Raw genomic sequence first — 22,172 nt, 5'->3', positions numbered from 1 at the left:
TCGGGATTTGTGATCACATGGAGCCATGCAGACCGCCCGAAACCCCGACTCGCAATCCGCCACCCATGACCAGGTCTATCGCGCCTTGCGGTCGCGCATCATGCACGGCGAAATCGCGCCGGGGCAGGCCCTGACCCTGCGCGGCATCGGCAAGGAATTCGATGTTTCTATGACCCCCGCGCGCGAGGCGGTGCGCCGGCTAGTGGCCGAGGGAGCGTTGTTTCTGTCCAGTTCGGGGCGGGTGTCGACGCCCGAGCTCAGCAACGACCGGATCGAGGAGCTGGCCGCCCTGCGGGCGCTGCTCGAGGTCGAACTGGCCAGCCGCGCCCTGCCGCGGGCCCACATGGCCCTGATTGACCGGCTGCAGAGCATCAACATGTCGGTCGCAGAAATGGTGACCAAGCGTGATGCGGTGGGCTATATCCGCGCCAATCTCGAATTCCACCGCACGCTGTACTTGCGCGCACAAGCGCCGGCGATGCTGGCCATGGCGGAAACCGTCTGGCTGCAGCTGGGGCCGACCATGCGGGCGCTTTATGGCCGCTTGCGCCGAACCGAACCGCCGCATTATCACAAGCTGATCATCGCCGCGCTCAAGGCCGGGGACGAGCCTGGCCTGCGGCTGGCGGTACGCTCGGACGTCACTCAGGGTCTGCGTCTGCTGGTCAGCTGAGCAAAGACCTGCGCAGAGGCGCAAATCTGGCTGGCCGCACGGCGCCAAGCTGGCGTCGGAAGGGCGGTTGCGCTAGGCTGGCGGCAACAACGAACAAGAGCAGATGCCAGCCATGATCGATCGACGGATGTTTGCACTGGGGCTGGGCTTCGGCCTGCTGACGGCCTGCGCGGGCGGGACGACGCAGACCCACGCCACGGTCACGCGGATGCAGCCGGTGCCAAATGCCGGCTGGGACGCTTGGGTTGCCGGTTTCAAGGCCCGCGCGGCCGGTCAGGGGATCTCGCAGGCGACCATCGACCGGGCATTCCGAGGCGCGGGGTATCTGCCCGACGTGATCGAGCGCGACCGCAATCAGGTCGAGTTCAAGCGCTCGCTCGAGGACTATCTGGCCATCGCCGCTTCGGACGAGCGAATCAGCAAGGGCCGCCAGATGCTGCAGCGTCACAATGGCACGCTGACCCAGATCGAATCGCGCTATGGCGTGGACAAGGAAATCGTCGTGGCCATCTGGGGGCTGGAAAGCCGGTATGGCGAGCGGCGCGGTGACGTGCCGGTGGTCTCGGCCCTGTCGACGCTGGCCTATGACGGCCGGCGGGGTGCGTTCTTTGAAAAGCAGCTGATCGCGGCGCTGAAGATCCTGCAGAACGGTGACACGACGCCCGACACGATGGCCGGCAGCTGGGCGGGCGCCATGGGGCATACGCAGTTCATCCCAACCTCGTACCTGGCCTATGCGGTCGATTTCACAGGTGACGGGCGGCGAGACATCTGGTCCGACGACCCGACGGATTCGCTGGCCTCGACGGCGGCCTACCTGTCGCGCGCGGGCTGGGTGCGAGGCCAGCCTTGGGGGGGCGAGGTCGGATCACCGGCCGCCAGTTCTGGTACGCCTGTCGCTATTCTGCAGCCGCAGAAACCGGGGCCGCGCATCGCCGTGTTCCGCAATTTTCAGGTGATCAAGCGTTACAACAATTCCGACAGCTATGCGATCGGGGTGGGGCATCTGGCCGATCGGATCGCGGGCGGCCCGCCGTTCCGGGCATCGTTCGGGCCGGATGAAAATGGTCTGACGCTCGAGGACCGCAAGACGCTGCAGCGCCGTTTGACGGCCGCGGGCTATGATACGCAGGGCGCGGACGGGGTGATCGGGAACAACACCAAGGCCGCCATCAGCGCCTATCAGCGCGCCAGCGGCCTGCCGGTGACGGGTGAACCCTCGGTCAGCCTGTTGCAGTCCTTGGGCGGCTGACGGCTCAGGCTGCCAGCCCCTTGGAGCCCAGATCCAGGAATTTCTGACGCCGGTCCTTGATCAGCACGGCGGCATCCTTGCCGTCCAGCTCTTTCAGCATGTCGGCAATTGCCTTGCCCACCGCCTTGATCGTGGCCGGACGATCGCGATGTGCGCCGCCCTTGGGTTCGGGGATGATCCGGTCGCAGACGCCCAGCTTGTGCAGGTCCTGCGCGGTCAGGCGCAGCGCCTCGGCGGCTTCACGCATCTTCTCGGCGTCTTTCCACAGGATCGACGCGCAGCCCTCGGGCGAGATCACTGAATAGATCGAGTGTTCCAGCATCGCGACTCGGTTGGCCGTGGCAAAGGCCACCGCACCGCCCGAGCCCCCTTCGCCGATGATCACCGACACCAGCGGTACGCCGATCTTCAGGCACATCTCGGTTGACCTGGCAATCGCCTCGGACTGGCCGCGCTCTTCTGCGCCCTTGCCGGGATAGGCGCCGGCCGTATCCACCAGCGTGATCACCGGCAGGCCGAACCGGTTGGCCAGGTCCATCAGGCGCACCGCCTTGCGATAGCCTTCGGGGCGGGCCATGCCGAAATTGCGCTCGATCCGCGATTTGGTGTCCGAGCCCTTCTCGTGTCCGATCACCATCACCGGCCGGTCGTTGAACCGCGCCAGCCCGCCGATCACCGCCAGGTCGTCGGCAAAGTTGCGGTCGCCGGCCAAGGGCGTGAACTCGGTGAACAGGGCCTCGACATAGTCCTTGCAATGGGGGCGTTCGGGGTGACGGGCCACCTGGCATTTCCGCCAGGGGGTCAGGTCCCGGTACAGCTCGTCCAGCAGCTTGGCCGCCTTGGCGTCCAGCGCAGCGGCTTCCTCGGTCACGTCCATCTCTTCGTTGGCGCGGGCCAGGGCGCGCAGCTCTTCGGCCTTGCCTTCGATCTCGGCCAGCGGTTTTTCGAAATCCAGATACTGGGTCATGACGCCTCTCAACGCGAAAGTTCCACGCTATATGACCCGAGGTCGCCCCGGATGCAACTCGGCTTGTCCCGCGCGGGCGGCAAATTCACGCAACCATCGCCAGGTGGATGGGCGCAGCGCCTTGCAGCAAAGTCCGGCCCGCCGTAGTCTGGGCGCAAGGCAGATCGCCGCAATCAAGCTGGGCCTGGTTCAAGCGGCGCAGATCAGGGAGATGACCATGAACGTTTTTTGCAAGGGGGTGGCTGCCGCGGTCGTTGCACTTGTGGCAGGCGCGTCCTACGCCGCGCCGCTGAAGCTGCAGCCCGCCAATCCGCAACCTTCGGGACTGAAGTCCGGATTGGATGTGAAATATGTTGGGCGTGGCACGCAAAGGAAGATTCGCGATCTGAGCCAGGCAAAAAGTCTGTTGCCCCAAGCCAAACCCGGAAAGCCGTTGCGTGGGCTGGACTATGCAGACACCAACAAGGGCGAGCCTGTTCTGACATTCACGGACCCATACAACGTTGCCGCTGAAATCACCGGGTACATGCGCTTTGACTCTCCTGGCATTTACGAGCTTGAAACATGGTCCAATGACGGGATCGAGGCCTATGTCGGTGGCCAGCAGATTGGCCGGGTCACTGGGATCCAGGGGTGTGAAGCCAATCAGCGCACCGAGGTCGAAGTTCCAAAGGCGGGCTGGTACCCTCTGAAGATCATCTATTTCCAGAAGCTGGGAACGTCCTGCCTGATGATGAAATCCGGCAAGCAGGGTGAGAAATTTACCTGGACCCCAAACAACGTGTTCGGCCGCTGAGGCCAACCGAAGTCAGGAAAAGGCGCTCGAAACGAGCGCCTTTTTTTGAAGCCCCCATCAGCCGTTTGCAGCGATCAGCTCGGCCTGCGCCACGATCACCTCGGCCTGCTTGATCGAAGCGATGTCCACCAGCCGCCCCTTGTAGACCGTGGCGCCCTCGCCATTGGCCTTGGCTTGCTCCATCGCGGCCAGGATCTCGCGCGCTTCGGCCACCGCCTCGTCCGACGGGGTGAAGACCTGATTGGCCAGCGCGATCTGCTTGGGGTGGATCGCCCATTTGCCGACCATGCCCAGCGTCGCCGAACGGCGCGCCTGCGCGATATAGCCTTCGTCGTCCGAGAAGTCGCCGAACGGCCCGTCGACCGGCAGCACCCCATGGGTGCGGCAGGCGGCCACGATGGCAGCCTGTGCCCAATGCCACGGGTCCGACCAGTATTTCTGGCCCTCGCGCAGCATGTAGTAGTTTTCCTGCGTGCCGCCGATTCCCGTGGTCTGCATCCCCATCGAGGCGGCGAAATCGGCCGCGCCCAGGCTCATGGCCTGCAGGCGTGGTGAGGAGGCCGCGATTTCCTCGACATGGGCGATGCCGGCGGCGGATTCGATGATGACTTCAAAGCTGATCGGCTTGGTGCGGCCCTTTGCGCGTTCAATCGCAGTGACCAAGGCGTCAACCGCATAGACATCCTCGGCGCAGCCGACTTTGGGGATCATGATCTGATCCAGCCGGTCGCTGGCCTGTTCCAGCAGGTCCACCACGTCGCGGTACCAATAGGGCGTGTCCAGCCCGTTGATGCGCACCGACATGTACTTGTTGCCCCAATCCACGGTGTTCAGCGCCTCGATCACGTTGGCGCGGGCGGTGTCCTTGTCGGACGGGGCCACCGAATCTTCTAGGTCGAGGTTGATCACGTCCGCAGCCGAGGCGGCCATCTTGGGGAACAGCTTGGTGTTGGATCCGGGGCCGAACAGCTGACAGCGGTTTGGTCGCGCCGGGGCGGCGGGTTGGATACGAAAGCTCATCGGCACCTCGCTGGGTAATGAAATTACGATTTCAGTTGGCAATTGGGTATTAAATTGCGCGACCCTACGCAAGCCTGATTGTGCAGTTGCGGCAATGCTGTTGCAGAAAGCTGTGCGTAGCCCCCGGAGCGCGGCGGTCAAAGTTTCATCATTTTGAAAATTTCGAAGCTTTTTGCGCTATTCGGGGGAATCTTGCAAAATTCTCCGTTCGATGTGCGGCAGGTCGGAGGAAAATGAGATACGCTCGTTGACGGCCTTCAATAGGTTGGGGCGGAAGAAAAGGAGAGCGCGCGATGATCGAGACACCGTACCTGCTGTTTTTGGGCGATGCCCCCGACCAATTGGCCGCCAAGGTCGCGATCGGCATTCGGGACTGGCGCCCGGAAAACGCCGTGGGTCAGCTGCGGATGGAGGGCTGCAAGGCCGATCTGGGCCTGACCGACATGACCTTGGCCGAAGGTAAGGCCGCCGGCGCCAAGACGTTGGTGATAGGTGTCGCGAACCGCGGTGGCGTCATCAGCCAGGCCTGGAAAGAGGTCCTGATCGCCGCGCTGGAAATGGGCTATGACCTGGCTTCTGGCCTGCACAACCTGCTGCGCGACGAAGGCGATCTGGTGGCCGCGGCCCAGACTCATGGCTGCACCCTGCATGACGTTCGCGTCCCTACCGTGGGCTATCCGATTGCCAACGGGCGCAAACGCAACGGCAAGCGCTGTCTGGCGGTGGGCACTGATTGTTCGGTGGGCAAGATGTACACGGCCATGTCGATGGATGCCGAGATGCGCAAGCGCGGCATGAAATCGACCTTCCGCGCCACCGGCCAGACCGGCATTCTGATCACCGGGCAGGGCGTTCCGCTTGACGCCGTGGTGGCCGATTTCATGGCCGGTTCCGTCGAATACCTGACACCCGAGAACGATCCCGATCACTGGGATCACATCGAGGGGCAGGGGTCGCTGTTCCATGTCTCGTATTCCGGCGTGACCATGGCGCTGATCCATGGCGGTCAGCCGGATGCTCTGGTTCTGTGCCACGAGCCGACCCGCACCCACATGCGCGGTCTGCCGGAATATTCCCTGCCGACGCTGGAGCAGCTGCGCGATACGGCCCTGCCTTTGGCGCGCGTCGCCAACCCTGCCTGCCAGGTCGCGGGTGTGTCGATCAACACACAGCACCTAAGCGAGGAGGACGCGAAAGCCTACATCGCCAAGGTCGAGGCCGAGATGGGCCTGCCGGCTACGGATCCGTACCGGTTCGGCGCGGGCAAGCTGGTGGACGCGCTGGCCGCGATGTGATCCAACCGGGGCGCCGATGGCGGGCGTACCCGCCTCCGGCGCTGGAAACTGCAATGACAAAGGAGTGGGCGCGTGCAGATCGACGTCTCTCGTGATGTGTTCCAGTTGGCGCAGGTGTTCACCATCTCGCGCGGGTCGCGGACCGAGGCAAAGGTATTGACGGTGCGCCTGACGGATGGGGCGCATCAAGGCTGGGGCGAATGTGTGCCTTATGCCCGGTATGACGAAACGCTGGAGTCGGTCCAGGCCGAGATCCGCGGTTTGCCCGACACGTTCACGCGCCAGTCGCTGATGGACCTGCTGCCCGCCGGTGCCGCGCGCAATGCGGTCGATTGCGCTCTGTGGGACCTTGATGCCAAGCGGGCGGGCAAGCGCGCTTGGGAACTGGCCGGCCTGCCCGCGCCCAAGCCCGAGATCACCGCCTATACTCTTTCGCTGGACACGCCCGACGCGATGCGGGCGCAGGCGGCGAAGAATGCGCATCGTCCGCTGTTGAAGATCAAGCTGGGCACGCCCGACGACATGCCGCGGCTCGAGGCCGTGCGAGCCGGGGCGCCTGATGCCCGGATCATCGTGGATGCCAACGAGGGCTGGTCGGCCGAGGTCTATGCCGATCTGGCGCCGCATCTGGTGCGTTTGGGCGTCGCGCTGGTCGAACAGCCGCTGCCCGCCGGCGATGACGAGGCGCTGATCGGGCTGGAGCGCCCGGTTCCGGTCTGCGCCGACGAGAGCTGCCACGATCGCGCCAGCCTGCCCGGGTTGAAGGGCAAATATGACGTGATCAACATCAAGCTGGACAAGACCGGCGGTCTGACCGAGGCGCTGGAACTGCGCCGCGCGGCGCAGGCCGAGGGTTATGGCATCATGGTGGGCTGCATGGTCGGCAGCTCTCTGGCGATGGCGCCTGCGACACTGCTGGCGCAGGGAGCGCTGGTGACGGACCTTGACGGCCCGCTTCTGTTGGCCGAAGACCGCGATACTCCGCTGGTTTTCGACGAGGCCGGCGTACACCCGCCGCAGGCGGCGCTCTGGGGGTGACGCGCTGTGGCGAGGAATGGGCGCAGCCCAAGGACGAGAAGGATATGACATGACCCGCACCGTTTACGTGAACGGCGAATACCTGCCCGAGACCGAAGCCAAGGTCTCGATCTTCGACCGAGGCTTTCTGATGGCGGATGCCGTCTATGAGGTGACCAGCGTGCTGGATGGCAAGCTGATCGATTTCGAGGGTCACGCGGTGCGCCTGAAGCGGTCGCTGGACGAATTGCAGATGGCCGAACCCTGCAGCAAGGACGAACTGCTCGAAATCCATCGCAAGCTGGTCGAGCTGAACGGCATCAACGAGGGGCTGGTCTATCTGCAGGTCACCCGAGGCAGCGACGGCGACCGCGATTTCGTCTTCCCCTCGGCCGATACCAAGCCGACGCTGGTGCTGTTCACTCAGAACAAGCCCGGTCTGGCTGACAACCCCGCGGCCAGGAAAGGGGCCAAGATCATCTCGATCGAGGATATCCGCTGGGGCCGCCGCGACATTAAAACGGTGCAACTGTTGTACCCGTCTATGGGCAAGATGATGGCCAAGGCCGCTGGGTGTGACGATGCCTGGATGATCGAAGACGGGTATGTCACCGAAGGCACCAGCAACAACGCCTATATCGTCAAGAACGGCAAGATCGTCACCCGCCCGCTGTCGAACGACATCCTGCACGGGATTACCCGCAAGGCGGTGTTGCGCATGGCGGCCGAGGCGCAGATGGAAGTCGAGGAGCGCCTGTTCACCATCGACGAAGCAAAAGAGGCCGACGAGGCTTTTACCACTTCGGCCAGCGCTTTCGTAATGCCTGTGGTCGAGATCGACGGCGTAGCGCTGGGCGACGGTACACCCGGCCCGATCGCCACGCGGCTGCGCGAGATTTATCTGGACGAAAGCCGCAAAGCAGCGATCTGAATACCAAGGCCCGCCGATCTGGCGGGCCTTTTTTGTTTTGGCGTCAGTCTTTTTTGCCGACGTTTTCCTCGAACGCGACCTTGAAGGCGGCCTGTTTTTCGGGGCTGGCCTCGGTCTGGTATTTGGATTTCCACTCATCCATGGTCATGCCATAGAAAATCTTGCGGGCTTCGTCCTTGCCCATTTCGATGCCTTTTTCATTGGCGGCCTCCTGATACCACCGCGCCAGGCAGTTTCGGCAGAACCCGGCCAGGTTCATCATGTCGATGTTCTGAACGTCGGTGCGGTCCTGCATCAGGTGTTTTTGCAGGCGGCGGAAAGCGGCGGCCTGCAGTTCGATCTCGGTCTTGGGGTCCATGGTCGGGCTCCGGTTTGAGGGATTTGATCCAGACCTAGCAAGCCCGTGACCATTGCACAACGCGCGCCGGTTCAGACCAGCTTGAGGGCAATCCAGGGCATCAGGCAGAAGATCAGGGTCAGGATCTTGTAGTTCGCAAGATACTTGAAATAGGCCTTTCTGACCTCGGCCTTGTCCATCTGGAACATGCGGCTGTGAATGGCGGCAATGCGGTCCTGTAGGGCCACCACCATCAGGGTCGACAGCAGCAGGACCGCAAAGTTCAGAACGGTCATCCAGCCGAAAAAGGCTGTCAGGGTTTCAGGTGTCATGACGGCCTCCTTTCACCCCAAAAAATGGGGATTGCCCGCGCGCCGCTCAAGAGAGCGGGCGTCGTTTGGTCGCGGATTTTACGAGCGTTACAGACCGCTTGCGGCCAGCGCGTCCTGCAGGATCGGTGCCAGCCGCTCGGCCCAGGCGCGTTGCCCGGCATGATCGGCGATCAGGTCGTTGCGCAGCTCGATCAGCGCGTTGGGGCGGCCAAAGGCGGTGGCGTGCCGGTCGATCGCATCCCCCGGCAGTACGCCGGTATAGGGTTCGTTGACGCCGACGCACAGATCCCCCTCGGCCCGCAGCCGGTCGATCAGCGGGGCCGAGAACCGCTCGTCCGCGGTGTGCAGGATGCCGACATGCCACGGGCGCGGCGGGCGGCCCCGCAACTGGCGCGTGAAGGAATGCATCGAGACGATCACGGCGTGGGGCAGGGCGGCCATCTTGGCCAGCGCCTCGTGATAAGGACGATAGCACAGGTTCAGGCGCCGTTCGCGCTCGGCGGCGTCGGCATGACGGTTGGCCGGAATGATCGACCCGTCATACAGCTTCATCAACAGGGTCGGGTCGTCCTCGCCCCGGTTCGGGTCGATCACCAGCCGCGAGAAATTGGCCGCGATCACCGGCGCGTTCAGGATCTCGCCCAGATGTTTCGACACCTCGTAGGCGCCCACGTCATAGGCGATGTGGCGCTCCATGTCCTCACGCGGAAGGCCGAGGTCGCCGCCGTTGATCTGCGGTGGTACGGTGTTGGTGGCGTGGTCGCACGTGATCAGCCAGCGGGACGGGCGATCCGCCCCGTGCACGTAAAACGGAGTGTATGTCATGAGCCTGTCATCTTGTTTGTCGCAGGTGTAGGGCAGTTGCCTCGGAAAGGGAATTGCGCAATAAGCGACCCGAACACTGTTTGCGGTAACATTTGGCCATCAAGGAGAGCAAGCGCGATGCGACGCCTGAGAAATGTGAAAATCGTGGCGACGCTGGGCCCGGCGTCCAACGACTATGATACGATCCGCGCGCTGCACGAGGCCGGCGCCGACGTGTTCCGCCTGAACATGAGCCATGGCAGCCATGACGAGATTCGCGAACGCCACCGGATCATCCGGCAGGTGGAAAAGGACGTGGACCGCCCGATCGCCATTCTGGCCGACCTGCAGGGACCCAAGCTGCGCGTGGGCGTCTTTGCCAATGGCGCCGAGGAATTGGTCGAAGGTGCGCCGTTCCGCCTTGATCTGGATGATGCGCCGGGGGACGCCACCCGCGTCTGCCTACCGCATCCCGAGATCTTCCAGGCGCTCGAGCCCGGCGCGCATCTGCTGGTCAATGACGGCAAGATCCGCCTGATCGTCGATAAATGCGGCGCCGATTTTGCCGACTGCAAGGTCGAGATCGGCGGCACGATCTCGAACCGCAAAGGCGTGAACGTGCCCGACGTGGTGCTGCCGCTGGCGGCCCTGTCGGAAAAGGACCGGGATGATCTGGAATTCGTCTGCCAACTTGGCGTCGACTGGCTGGCGCTCAGCTTCGTGCAGCGTGCCAAGGACGTGTTCGAGGCCCGCACCCTTGCCGATGGACGCGCCGCCATCCTGTCCAAGATCGAAAAGCCGGCCGCGGTCGAGGCCTTTGAGGAAATCCTGGATGCCTCGGACGGGATCATGGTGGCGCGCGGCGATCTGGGGGTCGAACTGCCGGTCTCGGCCGTGCCGCCGATCCAGAAGCGCCTGGTGCGCCGCTGCCGTGCGGCGGCCAAGCCGGTGATCGTGGCGACGCAGATGCTGGAAAGCATGATCGAAAGCCCGATGCCCACGCGCGCCGAAGTCTCCGACGTGGCGACCGCGATCTATGAGGGCGCCGACGCCATCATGCTAAGTGCCGAATCCGCCGCGGGCGCCTATCCGATCGAGGCGGTCAAGACCATGAACCAGGTCGCCATCGAGGTCGAAGCCGACCCGACCTATGCCGAGATCATCGCCGCCTCGCGCGCCACCAAGGGCACGACCGTGGCCGATGGCATCGTCGCCGCAGCGCGTGAGATCGCCGAGAAGACCGACATCAAGGCGATCTGCTGCTTTACCCAAAGCGGCACTACCGCCCTGCTGACCGCCCGCGAACGACCGCATGTGCCGATCATCGCCATGACCTCGCTGCGGGGCACGGCGCGGCGGCTGTGCCTGTCCTGGGGGTGTCACTGCGTGATGACGCCGGAACTGGAACGCTTCAAGGGGGCGGTGGTCAATGCCGCCCGCGCGGCGCGCGCCAGCGGCTTTGCCAGCCAGTCCGACCAGATCGTCGTGACCGCCGGCGTGCCGTTCAACGTGCCCGGCTCGACCAACATCCTGCGCGTCGCGCCCTGTGACGAACGCCTGATCTACGCCACCGACCCGGAATGATGCGCCTTTAGGCGGTACTTGTTTTTGATCCGACGGGTTCCTTCACGGTCTCCATGACCGTGAAGGAACTTGTCTGGTGAATTCCCGGCAACTTGTTGATCTTGTCGCCCAGCACCATGCGGAAATGGGCGATGTCGCGTGTACGCACCGTCAGAAGATAGTCGAATGAGCCCGCCACCATCAGGCAGGTCTCGATCTCGGGCACCCGGCGTACCGCGTCGTTGAACCGGTCCAGAGAGTGATCGGCCGTGGCGGCCAGTGACACCTGAACCACTGTCAGGTGCGCCAGCCCCAGCCTCTCTTTGTCGATCACCGCGCTGTAGCCAGTGATATAGCCGTTTTTCTCAAGCCGTTTCACCCGTTCAGAACAGGGCGTGTTGGTCAGGTTTACACGCGCTGCCAGTTCGACTATGGGCAGGCGGCCATTGGCCTCCAGCTCGGCCAATATTCGTTGGTCGATCTTGTCCAAATCCCTATCCATCAGTCAAATTCCCTGCAATTTTTAGGTGGAGCGGCATTTTTTCCTGAGATTAGACCAAAATCATCCCCTTTCCCTAGTGATTATTCCTGATACTTGACCACAGGGCAGTCTCGACGACGAGTTCCAGGTTCCGGCTGCCCTGCCGGGGGCACGGGCCTCGGCCAAATCAACAAAAAACGGAGGAACGAGATGACAACGAAAATTGTCATAGGACTGGACGGGACAGAGACCGGCGAACGTGCTCTCGAATTTGCCAAGACCCTGGCAAAGCGGATCGACGAGTGCGAGTTGATTGTCGCCTATGTCATCGAATGGTCGCCCTACACATTCCAGACGCCCGAGGAAAACGCCCTGCGGCACAAGCGGCGCGAGGAAGAAATCGCCCTTGCCAACAGCCGCGTGGTCGAACCCGCAGTGGCAGCGCTGAAGGCCGAAGGCTTCAACGCACGCGGCATCGTCCGGCATGGTGACGTGGCCGAAACGCTGAACGCGATCACCGTCAAGAACGGCGCATCGCAGATCGTTGTCGGCCGGTCATCCGCCGACGGGTTCAAGAAACGCATCTTCGGCAGCTCGACCCAGAATCTGGTCATGCATGCCGACGTCCCGGTCACGGTCGTAAACTGAGGGGAGGAGCAGACATGAAATTGATCAAAACTCTGGGCCTGTCCGGTGCGGCCGCGGCCCTGCTGGCCAACCCCGCACTTGCGCAGGAGGCCCCCGGTCTGGACGAAAAGATCAACCAGACCTTCTCAAATCTGACGGGCCCCTTCGTCAGCTTCATCTTCGCGCCGCTTCCGGGCACGAGCTTCCCGTGGATCGTGCTGTGGCTGGTCGTGGCCGCAACGGTGTTCACGCTGTACTTCGCCTTTGTGCAGATGCGGTTCTTCGGCCATGCGATCAGCCTTGTCAAAGGTGACTATTCCGACCCCAACGATGCGGGCGAGGTCAGTCACTTCCAGGCGCTGGCAACGGCGCTGTCGGGTACGGTCGGCTTGGGCAACATCGCGGGCGTCGCGGTGGCGATCGGCATCGGCGGACCCGGAGCGACCTTCTGGATGATCCTCGCCGGCCTTCTGGGCATGGCGTCGAAATTCACCGAATGTACGCTGGGCGTGAAGTACCGCAACGAGTACGAGGACGGCACCGTTTCGGGCGGCCCGATGTACTACATGTCCAAGGGCTTTGCCGAGCTGGGGCTGCCCGGGGGCAAGATCCTGGCGGTCCTGTTCTCGATCTTCTGTATCCTTGGCGCGCTGGGCGGGGGCAACATGTTCCAGGCCAACCAGGCGCACCAGCAGATCGCGGGTATCGTCGGCGACTATCCCGGCTGGATCACCGGCCTGGTCTTTGCGACCGTTGTCTTCATGGTCATCGTGGGCGGCCTGAAGTCGATCGCTCGCGTGACCGAGAAGGTCGTGCCGTTCATGGGCATCCTGTATGTTGTGACCGCGCTGGTCATCATTGGCATGAATGCCGACAAGATCGGCTGGGCCTTCGGTCAGATCTTCGCCGGTGCCTTCACCGGTCTGGGCGTGGCCGGCGGCATGGTCGGCGCCCTGATCCAAGGCTTCAAACGCGCTGCCTTCTCGAACGAGGCAGGAGTGGGTTCGGCGGCCATCGCGCACTCGGCCGTCCGCACCAAGGAGCCGATCACCGAAGGCTTCGTCTCGCTGCTCGAGCCGTTCATCGACACGGTGGTGATCTGTACCATGACCGCGCTGGTGATCATCATCACCCAGCAGCTGGTGATCGATCCGGCAACCGGCCTGTACATGCTGAACGAAGAGGGCACGGCGATCGCAACCGTGGATGGAAACGCGGGCGTCAGCCTGACCTCGGCCGCCTTCGGCAGCGCCTTCAGCTGGTTCCCCTACATCCTGGCCGTCGCGGTGATCCTGTTCGCCTTCTCGACCATGATCAGCTGGTCCTACTATGGCCTCAAGGCCTGGACCTATCTGTTCGGCGAAGGCCACACCAAGGAACTGGTGTTCAAGATCATCTTCTGCATCTTCGTAGTGATCGGGGCGGCGGCCAACCTGACGCCGGTCATCGATTTCTCGGATGCGGCGATCTTTGCAATGGCCGTGGTTAACGTCTTTGCACTCTACTTCCTGATGAAAGTGGTGCGCCAGGAACTGGCCTCGTACAGTGCGCGGCTGAAAAGCGGCGAAATCCGCAAGTTCGCCGACTGATGATACCAACCGGGGCGGCCCTGCCGCCCCGGTTCCCGACACCGGTGCGAAAAGGGAAAAACCGGGTCAAAAACCCCTTGCCAGCATGACCGAACTTGCGTAAACGGCGCATCTGATCGCGCGACCGGCCGATGTGGCATGCCGAGTCGCGTTTCGGACCGAACCCTGAAAGGAGACGGAAATGCCCAAGATGAAGACCAAATCGAGCGCCAAGAAGCGCTTCAAGGTGACCGCGACCGGTAAGGTCATGTCGGCTCAGGCCGGCAAGCGGCACGGCATGATCAAGCGGACCAAGAAGTTCATCCGCGACGCCCGTGGCACCACCACCCTGTCCGCCCCCGACGCCAAGATCGTCAAGGGCTACATGCCCTACGACCGCTAAGAGGAGATACCGATATGTCCCGCGTTAAAGGTGGAACCGTAACTCACGCCCGTCACAAGAAGGTCATCAAGGCCGCCAAAGGCTACTATGGCCGCCGCAAGAACACCTTCAAGGTTGCCCGTCAGGCCGTCGACAAGGCCAACCAGTACGCAACCCGCGACCGCAAGAACCGCAAGCGCAACTTCCGCGCTCTGTGGATCCAGCGCATCAACGCCGCTGTTCGTTCGCATGACGAAGCTCTGACCTATTCCCGCTTCATCAACGGCCTGAACTTGGCCGGCATCGAAGTGGACCGCAAAGTCCTGGCCGACCTGGCCGTGCACGAACCGGAAGCGTTCGGCGCGATCGTTGCCAAGGCACAGGCCGCTCTGGCTGCCTGATCTTCTTTCGAGAGACAGTGAAAGAAAGGCCGTCCCGCATGGGACGGCCTTTTTTGGTTTGCGCAACCGGCCAGACTGCCGGCGTCAAAAACGGCCGGGCATTATTTCGAAAAAGTCGGAACAGGTATTAGATAAAGCCGCACATGTGACCGCATCAGATCGTGGCGCTTGAAAGGGTTCGGGCCCGCGTGCTTCATTTTTCATGCAGCGGTCCTTTGAATGGCCGTGCGCGAAAACAACCGAGATGCTGGCATGCGCGCGGCGGTCCCAACCGGGCTGGGGGCGTGATGCAAGACCAGCACCGCAGATGACCAACACGGAGAAATGCCATGAAGAAATTGACCATGCTGCTTGGGGGCGCATCGATGGCGATTGCCATGCCTGCGGTTGCCGCGGATATCGTGATCGGCGTACCGAACTGGGCGTCGGTGAATGCCACCGCGCACATTCTTGAAGTTGTCATCGAAGACAACCTCGGCCTCGATGTCGAATTGCAGAACGGCACCAACCCCATCGTGTTCGAAGCGATGGATTCGGGTGCGATGCACGTCCACCCCGAAGTCTGGATGCCAAACCAGCAGAACCTGCACGACACCTATGTCAAAGAAAAAGGCACCGTCGTGATGAACGAGAACCCGGTCCAGGCCGAGCAGGGTATGTGCGTTCCGACCTACATTGCCGAGGAATATGACATCAAATCCATCGACGACCTGAGCGATCCGGACAAGATGGCGATCTTTGACACTGACGGAAACGGCACTCCCGAGGTTTGGATCGGCGCGCCCGGCTGGGCGTCGACCGTGGTCGAGAAGATCCGCGCCAAATCCTACGGCTATGACCAGATCTTTGAGCTGACCGAGTACGAGGAAACCATCGCCTATGCCAACCTGGCAAACGCGACCAAGGCCGGTGATCCGTGGATCGGGTTCTGCTACAGCCCGCACTACATCTTTGTGACGCAGGAACTGACCGTGCTGGAAGAGCCACCGCATGATCCGGCCACCTGGACGATCGTTCAGCCCACCGATGACCCGGATTGGCTGGACAAGTCCGAGGCCTCGACCGCGTGGAACGGGGCAACTCTGCACCTGCACTACGCCAAAGAGCTTGAGGAAAGCCACCCCGAGGTCGCGGCCCTGTTCCGCAACTACCAGATGCAGGGTGACGATCTGAGCGCGATGGGAAAGGCGCTGGCCGTGGACAACGTGGAAGCAGCCGATTTCGCCCGCCAGTGGGTGGCTGAAAACGAAGACACCGTTATCGGCTGGTTGACGAACTAAATCAGAAACGCAGGGGGCCGTCGCGACTGATCGCGGCGGCCCTTTGCCTGTTTGCCGGGATGCAACCCCGTAGATGAGGGGCAAATGGACGAACCTGTCGTAAAACTAGAAAATGTCTGGAAAATTTTCGGCGCACGGGCCGAAGAAGCCATGGCCGCAGTCCGAAATGAAGGTATTGGAAAACCTGAAGTTCTTGAAAGATTCAATTGCGTGGTCGGCGTTCAAGGCGCCACGTTCGAAGTGCCGCGTGGCGAGATTTTTTGCATCATGGGCCTGTCGGGTTCGGGCAAATCGACCCTTGTGCGCCATGTCAATCGCCTGATCGAGCCCACGGCCGGAAAGATCGAGATCATGGGGCAGGACGTGTCCAAGATCTCCGAGTCCGAACTGCGCCGCATCCGCGCCCAGCAGATCGGGATGGTGTTCCAGCACATGGCGCTGATGCCGCACCGCTCGGTGCGCGACAACGTGGCCTATCCGCTGGAGATCCGCAAAGTCTCGAAATCCAAGCGTTGGGCAGTGTCCGATCACGCGCTGGGCCTGGTGGATCTGACCGGCTATGAGGACCGGCTGCCCAAGGAACTGTCGGGCGGGATGCAGCAGCGCGTGGGCATCGCGCGCGCGCTGGCCTCGGACCCGGAAATCCTGCTGATGGACGAACCGTTCTCGGCACTGGACCCGCTGATCCGGCTGCAGTTGCAGGACCAGTTCAAGGCTCTGGTTGCGCAGCTGAAAAAGACCACGCTGTTCATCACCCATGACTTGGACGAGGCGATCCGAATCGGTCATCGCATCGCCATCATGAAGGACGGTGTGATCGTCCAGATCGGCACGCCCGAGGACATCGTGATGAACCCGGCCGATGACTATGTGCGCGAGTTCGTGCAGGGCATATCCAAGCTCAAACTGGTCAAGGCGCATTCGATCATGGAGTCGTTGGACAGTTACTCCGGCCCGCTGGATGGCGCGCCGCGCGCGGATGAGGGCGCAGACCTCGACCAACTGATCGATCTGGCCGTGAACACCGAGCTTCCGGTGGTGATCACCGACGGCGGTCAGGATGTGGGCGTCGTGACCAAACCACGCCTGCTGCGCGGAATTCAGGGGGGCAAAAATGACTGATGCAACCACGGAATTGAAAGTCACGGCCGCCTCCGACATCGAGGTGGACCGCGAGGCGCTGGATCGGTCGATCCACGAATTCGCAGGCCCTAATGGTGACTACTACGTCAAAGCCTTTCACAAGATCCATGATGCGACCAGTCCGATCCCGAACACGTTCAACTTGTGGGCGGCGGTGCTGGGGCCGTTCTGGTCCGCCTCGCGGGCGATCTGGGGGATGTTCTGGACCTTCCTGATCCTTGAGATCATCGCTTGGGTGCAGATCGGTCGCGGCGCTTGGGGCAACCCAGGGGCAGATCTGGCCGAACGCGCGGCCCGTCAGCAGGAACGCGCAAACGAGTTGCTGGCGCGCGCGGCGGATGCAACCGAGAAGGCAGACATCGACCGATTCAACAAACTGGCCGCAAATATCCAGAAAGCGGCGGACAGCAGCCTTGAGAAAGCGCAACTGGCGCAGTCCGAAGCCTTGGGGATCATGGTCACCGGTCTTCTGATGCTGCTGGTTTTCAAGCTGGTGCAGGGGTTCTACGCTGACCGGGTGTACGAAAAACAGTATTCGAACTGGCGGATCGACCCCGAAAGCACCGAAAGCGGCCGCTCGACCCGGAACACGGTTCTAGGCGCGGTTCTGGTGGCAGCGATCGGTCCGCTGATCGTGTACAAATTCACTGTGAACGCATCGCTGCCTCTGTTGGACGCTTTCCCTGAAAAGGCAGTGTCGGAAATGATCCTCGGGCCTGATCAGGGCACGCTGTTCTCGGCCCTAGCCAGTTGGATGGAGGCCCGGATCGACGCTGCAGCTGCCGCAGGCGGAGACATTTTCGACGGGATCGTTGCCGGTGTACGCTCGGTTCTGGACGGGCTGACCGTGGCCCTGATCGGGTCGCCGTGGCCGGTGGTCATGCTGGTGATCTGCGTGACCGCGTGGCGCGCGGCGGGACCGCGCGTGGCGATCTTCACTGCCGCGTCGTTGGCCTATATCGCGCTGCTGGGCTATTGGGACGTGGCGATGGAGACGGTGGCTTTGGTGGGCGCGGCCGTGCTGCTGTGCGTCACCTTCGGTATTCCGCTGGGCATCTGGTTCGGCAAATCAAAACGCGCCTATCGCGCGGCCGAGCCGGTGCTGGACCTGATGCAGACCCTGCCGGCCTTCGTGTATCTGATCCCGATCATCGCCTTCTTTGGCACCGGTAACCCGCCGGGCATCCTGGCCACGATCATCTTTGGTATGCCGCCGGTGATCCGCCTGACGGCGCTGGGCATGCGCGGGGTGCCTGAAAGCATCAAAGAGGCCGCCGTGGCCTTTGGTGCCTCGAAATGGCAGTTGCTGAAGGACGTGGAAATCCCGCTGGCGCTGCCGTCGATCATGACCGGCGTGAACCAGACCATCCTGATGTGTCTGTCGATGGTCGTGATCATCTCGCTGATCGGCGGCGGGGGTCTGGGCAAGGAAATCCTTGAGGCGCTGCAATACGCGGCCAAGGGGCCGGGCCTGCTGGGCGGTTTTGCGATCCTGTTCCTGGCCATGGTCATGGACCGCATCGTCCAGGGCGCCTTCCGACGCGAAGACGAAAAGATCTGACGCGACAGCCGCCCCCCCGGGTCACCAGTGGGGGCGGTTTCATTTCAGGGCGGGGAGACACGATGGCGGACCGCTACGAACAATCCATGATGGACAACCTGTACTGGTGGGGCGTGCCCACCCTGTTCCGGTGCCCCCATGTGGGGCCGCAGGATCAGGATATCGCCCTTGTGGGCGTGCCGCATTCCGCCGGCAACGGCACCACCGAGCGCGACCAGCATCTGGGCCCGCGTGCGCTGCGTCATGTCTCGGCCGTGCAGCGCCGGGTGCATTCGTTGTTCCAGATCGATCCGTGGTCAAACGCGCGCATTGCCGATGTGGGCGACGTGCCGTTCCCGCGCGCCAACGACAACGAGGACTGCATCGAGCGCATCACCGCCTTCTACCGTGGCATCGACGCCGCCGGGGCGCGGCCCGTTTCTGTGGGCGGCGATCACTCGATCACGGGCGGGATCGTACAGGCGCTGGGCCGAGGCAAACTGGCTGGCGGGCAACCAGTCAGTTTTCTGCATCTGGACGCGCATACGGATGTGTTCACCAAAGTCGATCATTTCCTGGGGGCCAAGAAGTCGGCTGCGCATTGGGGAGCTTACCTGGCCGATCAGGGGCAGGTGGACCCGACCCGGTCGATGCAGATCGGATTGCGGGGGCATCCGCGCAGCCTGGACTGGCTACAACCCTCGTATGACTATGGCTACAACATCGTCACCATGCGCGAGTTCCGCCAGCGTGGCTTGGCCGATGTGGTGGCCCAAACGCGCGAGGTTCTGGGCGACCGGCCGGTTTACATTACCTTCGATCTCGACTGCCTGGATCCGACCATCGCGCCGGGGGTGTCGAACCTGGAACCCGGCGAAAAGGGTTTTGACATCGACGAGGCCGTGGGCATCCTGCATGCCGCGCGGGGGCTCAACATCGTCGGCGGCGATGTGGTCTGCATGATGCCGACCAAGGATAGCCCCAACAACATCACCGCGCTGACGGCGGCTGCGGCGATGTTCGAGATGATCTCGATGATCGCCGAGAACGTCGCCCGGGCCTAGCGCCGCGCGTCGATCGCCTGGGCCAGCACGCACAGCAGTTCGAACATCAACGAAATGCCCAGCCATGCGGTGCCGCCCGATGGGTCGAAGGGCGGCGAGACCTCGACCAGATCCGCGCCCACAAGGTTCACCCCTTCCAGCTTGCGGATGACCTGCTGGGCTTGAAAGCTGTTGGGGCCGCCGATCTCGGGCGTGCCGGTGCCGGGGGCATGGGTGGGATCCACGAAATCGATGTCATATGTGCAATAGCAGGGCGCGTCACCGACGATGGAGCGGACCTCGGCCATGACATCGTCGATGCCGCGGTCGAACAGCTCTTCGATGCGGATGATGCGGATGCCCTGCGCTTCGCCCCATTCGATATCCTCGGTGTTGTAGGCGGTGCCGCGAATGCCCACCTGCACGAAGCGTTCGGGATCGACCAGCCCTTCCTCGACTGCGCGGCGGAACGGGGTGCCGTGGGTATATTTTTGCCCGCCGAAATAGCTGTCGAACAGGTCGGTATGGCTGTCGAACTGGATCAGTCCCAGCGGGCCCTCGCTGGCCAGCGCCCGCAGGACGGGCAGGGTGGTCAGGTGATCACCGCCCGCCGTCAGGGGTACTATGCCACGCAGCATCAGGTCGGTGTAGAAGCGGGTGATGCGGTCCAACGTATCCTCGATATCCACTGGGTTGGGGGGCACGTCGCCCAGGTCGGCACAGTTGACCAGTTCGAACGGGGCAACCCCGGTCACCGGGTTCATGGCGCGGATCATGGTGGACTGGTCGCGCAACTGCCGCGGCCCGTGCCGTGCGCCGGGTCGGTTGGTGGTGCCCCCGTCCCAGGGGATGCCGACCAGCCCAAGCTCGACCAGATCCATCCGATCGTCGTCCGCGGTCAGGGCCGGCAGGCGCATGAAAGTGGGGACACCGGCAAAGCGCGCCAGCTCCATCGCCGAGACGGGTTGAAAGAACGCATTTGCCATGAGGCCCCCTGTGTCGTCGTTTGCCCGAGCCTAGCGGCAAGCCCGCGCCAAAAACACCCGGTCCGCGACACAACGGCGTCGGATCAGGACAGAATCCGGAAATTGGTTCGGATCTCGGCCTCCTGTTCGGGGCTGAGGTATTGCGGGTGATGCGTGCGCAGGATTTCACGCGCGCGGTCGCGGGCGTTGGACCAGGCATCGCGTGCGCCGCTGTCCTGCCAGCTGCGCGGCTCGGCCCGATCGGCAAGGGCGGGGTAGAAATAGTCGCGCTCCATCGCTGCATGGGTGTGGGCACTGCCCAGGAAATGGCCCTCGCCTAGAACCGACTGGCAGATCGCGTCAAAGCCCAGGTTTTCTTCGGTCACCTCGATCCCGCGCAGGGCGCGATAGGTGTGCGAATGCATCTCGTCATCCAGCACGAACCCCTCGAAGCTGACCCCCAGCAGCGAGGCCGTCATGCCCGAGCTTTCGTAGATCAAATTGCCGCCGGCCAGTGCGGCGGCCAGCGAGGTGATGCCTTTTTCGGCGCCGTATTGCGCGTCGATGGCCTTGGCATCGGTCATCGAACAGGCGACGCCCGAGGGCAGCCCCAGCCAGTTGGTGATCTGGGCCGAGGCCGCGTTCAACACGGCGGTTTCGCCACTGCCGCCCGAAAAAGCGCCGGTGCGCAGATCGATGATGAACGGCCAGTTCGAAAACACCATGGGAAAGCCCGGCCGGATCGCGTTGACCATGACCAGGCTGGCCAGGGTTTCGGCCAGCGACTGGGCCAGAAACCCGGCCATGGTGGCGGGCGCGGTCGCCCCGGCCTGGGCTGCTGTGATGCAGGACATGGGGATGTTGTGCGCGATGCATTCATAGACCACGTCCACCGCATCTTCGCCGTACCGCAACGGCGAGATCACCGGGCTGATATGCGCCTTCAAAAACGGGCGTTCCGCAAAGGCGTCTTGGCCTCCGGCGGCGATGTCCAGCATCCGCACGATGGGCGCGACATGTTCGGCCAGCGTGAACGAGGTCGCTACCGGTTTGGTGGTGTTCCGGATCAGCGCATAGGCGGTATTCACGTCCAGATCGAAATTGTCCGGCACGTCGGTGGCGACGCAGCATCGGGTGAACCAGCTGACATTGGCCAGCGTGTCCTGAAGGCGGGTGAAATCATGCAGGTCGGCCAGGGTCGACGGGCGATAAAGCCCGCTGTCCAGGTCCAGCGTCTGGACCGCCGCTCCGCCGGTGCCGAAATGCACGCGGTCGCCGCCCACCTTGATCGACCGGGCCGGGTCGCGCCCGTGCAGGGTAAAGCGTTTGGCGGCCTGTCGGACCGCGCCTTCGACCATCGTGCGAGGAAAGACCAGCCGTCCCGGCGGGCCTGGCCGCGCACCTGCGGCGATCAGGTCTTGTGCCAGGCGGTCGGGCACCTCGCCCATGCCCAGCGTTTCCAGCAGGCGCAGGGCGGTGTCGTGGATCGCCGCGATCTCGGGCAAGGTCAGGGGTTTGTACTGCCCGCCGATCTGGCCGGGCGCGCAGGGGTCAAAGGCCGGTTTGGCCGCCCGTTGCGCCAGCCTCGCCCGCCGCCCGCCGCGTTTGCCCTGTTCTGGCATCTCCGAAGGCTCCTGATCCGATCCTGCCCTGCAGGTTACGCGGCAACGCGGGGTGCGGCCAAAGCGGAAATGCCGTTTTGAGAAATCTCAATCCCCGTTTCGATTTTTCGGGACCGGTGACTGCACCATTGCC

General features: G+C 63.0%; 23 protein-coding genes. 15 read left to right on the top strand and 8 right to left on the bottom strand.

What is annotated here, in order from left to right; genetic code table 11:
* The first annotated feature begins 25 nt into the window (after nucleotides 1–25).
* Nucleotides 26–673, top strand: coding sequence for an FCD domain-containing protein (locus AC2FME_RS12860; protein ID WP_490361228.1), 648 nt, complete (start codon nucleotides 26–28; stop codon nucleotides 671–673).
* A gap of 112 nt (nucleotides 674–785) precedes the next feature.
* The gene (locus AC2FME_RS12855; protein WP_496800609.1) at nucleotides 786–1,925 is read left to right on the top strand and encodes a lytic murein transglycosylase; all 1,140 of its coding nucleotides are present in this window, start codon (nucleotides 786–788) and stop codon (nucleotides 1,923–1,925) included.
* Between the two features lie 4 nt (nucleotides 1,926–1,929).
* On the opposite strand, the gene AC2FME_RS12850 is transcribed toward AC2FME_RS12855, so the two are convergent.
* Nucleotides 1,930–2,892 (bottom strand): acetyl-CoA carboxylase carboxyltransferase subunit alpha, encoded by a 963-nt coding sequence (locus AC2FME_RS12850; RefSeq protein WP_496679454.1) that lies wholly within the window; start codon nucleotides 2,890–2,892, stop codon nucleotides 1,930–1,932.
* Between the two features lie 217 nt (nucleotides 2,893–3,109).
* On the opposite strand from AC2FME_RS12850, the gene AC2FME_RS12845 reads away from it, so the two are divergent.
* Nucleotides 3,110–3,688, top strand: a complete 579-nt coding sequence (locus tag AC2FME_RS12845) for a PA14 domain-containing protein (RefSeq protein ID WP_496800608.1) — start codon at nucleotides 3,110–3,112, stop codon at nucleotides 3,686–3,688.
* Between the two features lie 57 nt (nucleotides 3,689–3,745).
* Here AC2FME_RS12845 and AC2FME_RS12840 read toward each other — a convergent pair whose 3' ends face one another.
* Nucleotides 3,746–4,708: an L-malyl-CoA/beta-methylmalyl-CoA lyase gene (locus AC2FME_RS12840; protein ID WP_170453006.1), complete on the bottom strand. Its 963-nt coding sequence runs from the start codon at nucleotides 4,706–4,708 to the stop codon at nucleotides 3,746–3,748.
* Nucleotides 4,709–5,001: 293 nt separating this feature from the next.
* On the opposite strand from AC2FME_RS12840, the gene dgcN reads away from it, so the two are divergent.
* From dgcN to AC2FME_RS12825, 3 genes are all read left to right on the top strand, one after another.
* A complete protein-coding gene (gene dgcN, locus AC2FME_RS12835) occupies nucleotides 5,002–6,003 on the top strand; it encodes an N-acetyltransferase DgcN (RefSeq protein ID WP_496679450.1) in 1,002 nt (333 codons plus the stop codon).
* Nucleotides 6,004–6,075: 72 nt separating this feature from the next.
* A complete protein-coding gene (gene dgcA, locus AC2FME_RS12830; RefSeq protein WP_496800607.1) occupies nucleotides 6,076–7,041 on the top strand; it encodes an N-acetyl-D-Glu racemase DgcA in 966 nt (321 codons plus the stop codon).
* Between the two features lie 49 nt (nucleotides 7,042–7,090).
* A complete protein-coding gene (locus AC2FME_RS12825; RefSeq protein WP_496679448.1) occupies nucleotides 7,091–7,951 on the top strand; it encodes a D-amino-acid transaminase in 861 nt (286 codons plus the stop codon).
* 43 nt (nucleotides 7,952–7,994) lie between these two features.
* On the opposite strand, the gene AC2FME_RS12820 is transcribed toward AC2FME_RS12825, so the two are convergent.
* The 3 genes from AC2FME_RS12820 to AC2FME_RS12810 form a co-directional block, all read right to left on the bottom strand.
* Nucleotides 7,995–8,309 (bottom strand): DUF1244 domain-containing protein, encoded by a 315-nt coding sequence (locus AC2FME_RS12820; protein WP_496679446.1) that lies wholly within the window; start codon nucleotides 8,307–8,309, stop codon nucleotides 7,995–7,997.
* Between the two features lie 71 nt (nucleotides 8,310–8,380).
* On the bottom strand, nucleotides 8,381–8,620 hold the full coding sequence (locus tag AC2FME_RS12815; RefSeq protein ID WP_496679444.1) for a DUF6868 family protein: 240 nt from the start codon (nucleotides 8,618–8,620) through the stop codon (nucleotides 8,381–8,383).
* 87 nt (nucleotides 8,621–8,707) lie between these two features.
* Nucleotides 8,708–9,445, bottom strand: coding sequence for an N-formylglutamate amidohydrolase (locus AC2FME_RS12810; RefSeq protein ID WP_490361237.1), 738 nt, complete (start codon nucleotides 9,443–9,445; stop codon nucleotides 8,708–8,710).
* Between the two features lie 117 nt (nucleotides 9,446–9,562).
* Here AC2FME_RS12810 and pyk point away from each other — a divergent pair, with 117 nt between their 5' ends.
* On the top strand, nucleotides 9,563–11,008 hold the full coding sequence (pyk, locus tag AC2FME_RS12805) for a pyruvate kinase (protein ID WP_496800606.1): 1,446 nt from the start codon (nucleotides 9,563–9,565) through the stop codon (nucleotides 11,006–11,008).
* A 7-nt stretch (nucleotides 11,009–11,015) separates the two neighbouring features.
* On the opposite strand, the gene AC2FME_RS12800 is transcribed toward pyk, so the two are convergent.
* Nucleotides 11,016–11,489: an Lrp/AsnC family transcriptional regulator gene (locus AC2FME_RS12800; RefSeq protein ID WP_496800605.1), complete on the bottom strand. Its 474-nt coding sequence runs from the start codon at nucleotides 11,487–11,489 to the stop codon at nucleotides 11,016–11,018.
* A 189-nt stretch (nucleotides 11,490–11,678) separates the two neighbouring features.
* On the opposite strand from AC2FME_RS12800, the gene AC2FME_RS12795 reads away from it, so the two are divergent.
* The 8 genes from AC2FME_RS12795 to AC2FME_RS12760 all read left to right on the top strand — a co-directional run bounded on the left by AC2FME_RS12795 (nucleotide 11,679) and on the right by AC2FME_RS12760 (nucleotide 19,473).
* A complete protein-coding gene (locus tag AC2FME_RS12795; protein ID WP_496800604.1) occupies nucleotides 11,679–12,116 on the top strand; it encodes a universal stress protein in 438 nt (145 codons plus the stop codon).
* A gap of 14 nt (nucleotides 12,117–12,130) precedes the next feature.
* Entirely contained in the window at nucleotides 12,131–13,684 is a 1,554-nt protein-coding gene (locus AC2FME_RS12790; RefSeq protein WP_496800603.1) for an alanine/glycine:cation symporter family protein, read from the top strand.
* Nucleotides 13,685–13,865: 181 nt separating this feature from the next.
* Nucleotides 13,866–14,066 carry a 50S ribosomal protein L35 gene (gene rpmI, locus AC2FME_RS12785; RefSeq protein WP_039523697.1) on the top strand — a complete coding sequence of 67 codons (201 nt, stop codon included), beginning with the start codon at nucleotides 13,866–13,868 and terminating at the stop codon, nucleotides 14,064–14,066.
* A 14-nt stretch (nucleotides 14,067–14,080) separates the two neighbouring features.
* Entirely contained in the window at nucleotides 14,081–14,446 is a 366-nt protein-coding gene (gene rplT / locus AC2FME_RS12780) for a 50S ribosomal protein L20 (RefSeq protein WP_093965154.1), read from the top strand.
* A gap of 329 nt (nucleotides 14,447–14,775) precedes the next feature.
* Nucleotides 14,776–15,726, top strand: a complete 951-nt coding sequence (locus AC2FME_RS12775; RefSeq protein ID WP_496679430.1) for an ABC transporter substrate-binding protein — start codon at nucleotides 14,776–14,778, stop codon at nucleotides 15,724–15,726.
* 84 nt (nucleotides 15,727–15,810) lie between these two features.
* Nucleotides 15,811–16,848, top strand: a complete 1,038-nt coding sequence (locus AC2FME_RS12770) for a quaternary amine ABC transporter ATP-binding protein (protein ID WP_496679427.1) — start codon at nucleotides 15,811–15,813, stop codon at nucleotides 16,846–16,848.
* On the top strand, nucleotides 16,841–18,430 hold the full coding sequence (locus tag AC2FME_RS12765) for an ABC transporter permease (RefSeq protein WP_496679425.1): 1,590 nt from the start codon (nucleotides 16,841–16,843) through the stop codon (nucleotides 18,428–18,430). Before AC2FME_RS12770 ends, AC2FME_RS12765 begins: the two co-directional genes overlap by 8 nt.
* A gap of 62 nt (nucleotides 18,431–18,492) precedes the next feature.
* A complete protein-coding gene (locus AC2FME_RS12760) occupies nucleotides 18,493–19,473 on the top strand; it encodes an arginase family protein (protein ID WP_496800602.1) in 981 nt (326 codons plus the stop codon).
* On the opposite strand, the gene AC2FME_RS12755 is transcribed toward AC2FME_RS12760, so the two are convergent.
* Together AC2FME_RS12755 and AC2FME_RS12750 are read right to left on the bottom strand one after the other, a co-directional pair.
* Nucleotides 19,470–20,438, bottom strand: a complete 969-nt coding sequence (locus tag AC2FME_RS12755) for an agmatinase (RefSeq protein WP_496800601.1) — start codon at nucleotides 20,436–20,438, stop codon at nucleotides 19,470–19,472. The genes AC2FME_RS12760 and AC2FME_RS12755 overlap by 4 nt on opposite strands.
* An 83-nt stretch (nucleotides 20,439–20,521) precedes the next feature.
* Nucleotides 20,522–22,039, bottom strand: coding sequence for a trimethylamine methyltransferase family protein (locus tag AC2FME_RS12750; protein ID WP_496742025.1), 1,518 nt, complete (start codon nucleotides 22,037–22,039; stop codon nucleotides 20,522–20,524).
* Between the last annotated feature and the right edge of the window lie 133 nt (nucleotides 22,040–22,172).

It is taken from the genome of Ruegeria sp. BHSC026 (assembly GCF_059613065.1).
The sequence above is the reverse complement of the archived record's forward strand: the minus strand, read 5'-3'. Positions and strand labels throughout refer to the sequence as shown.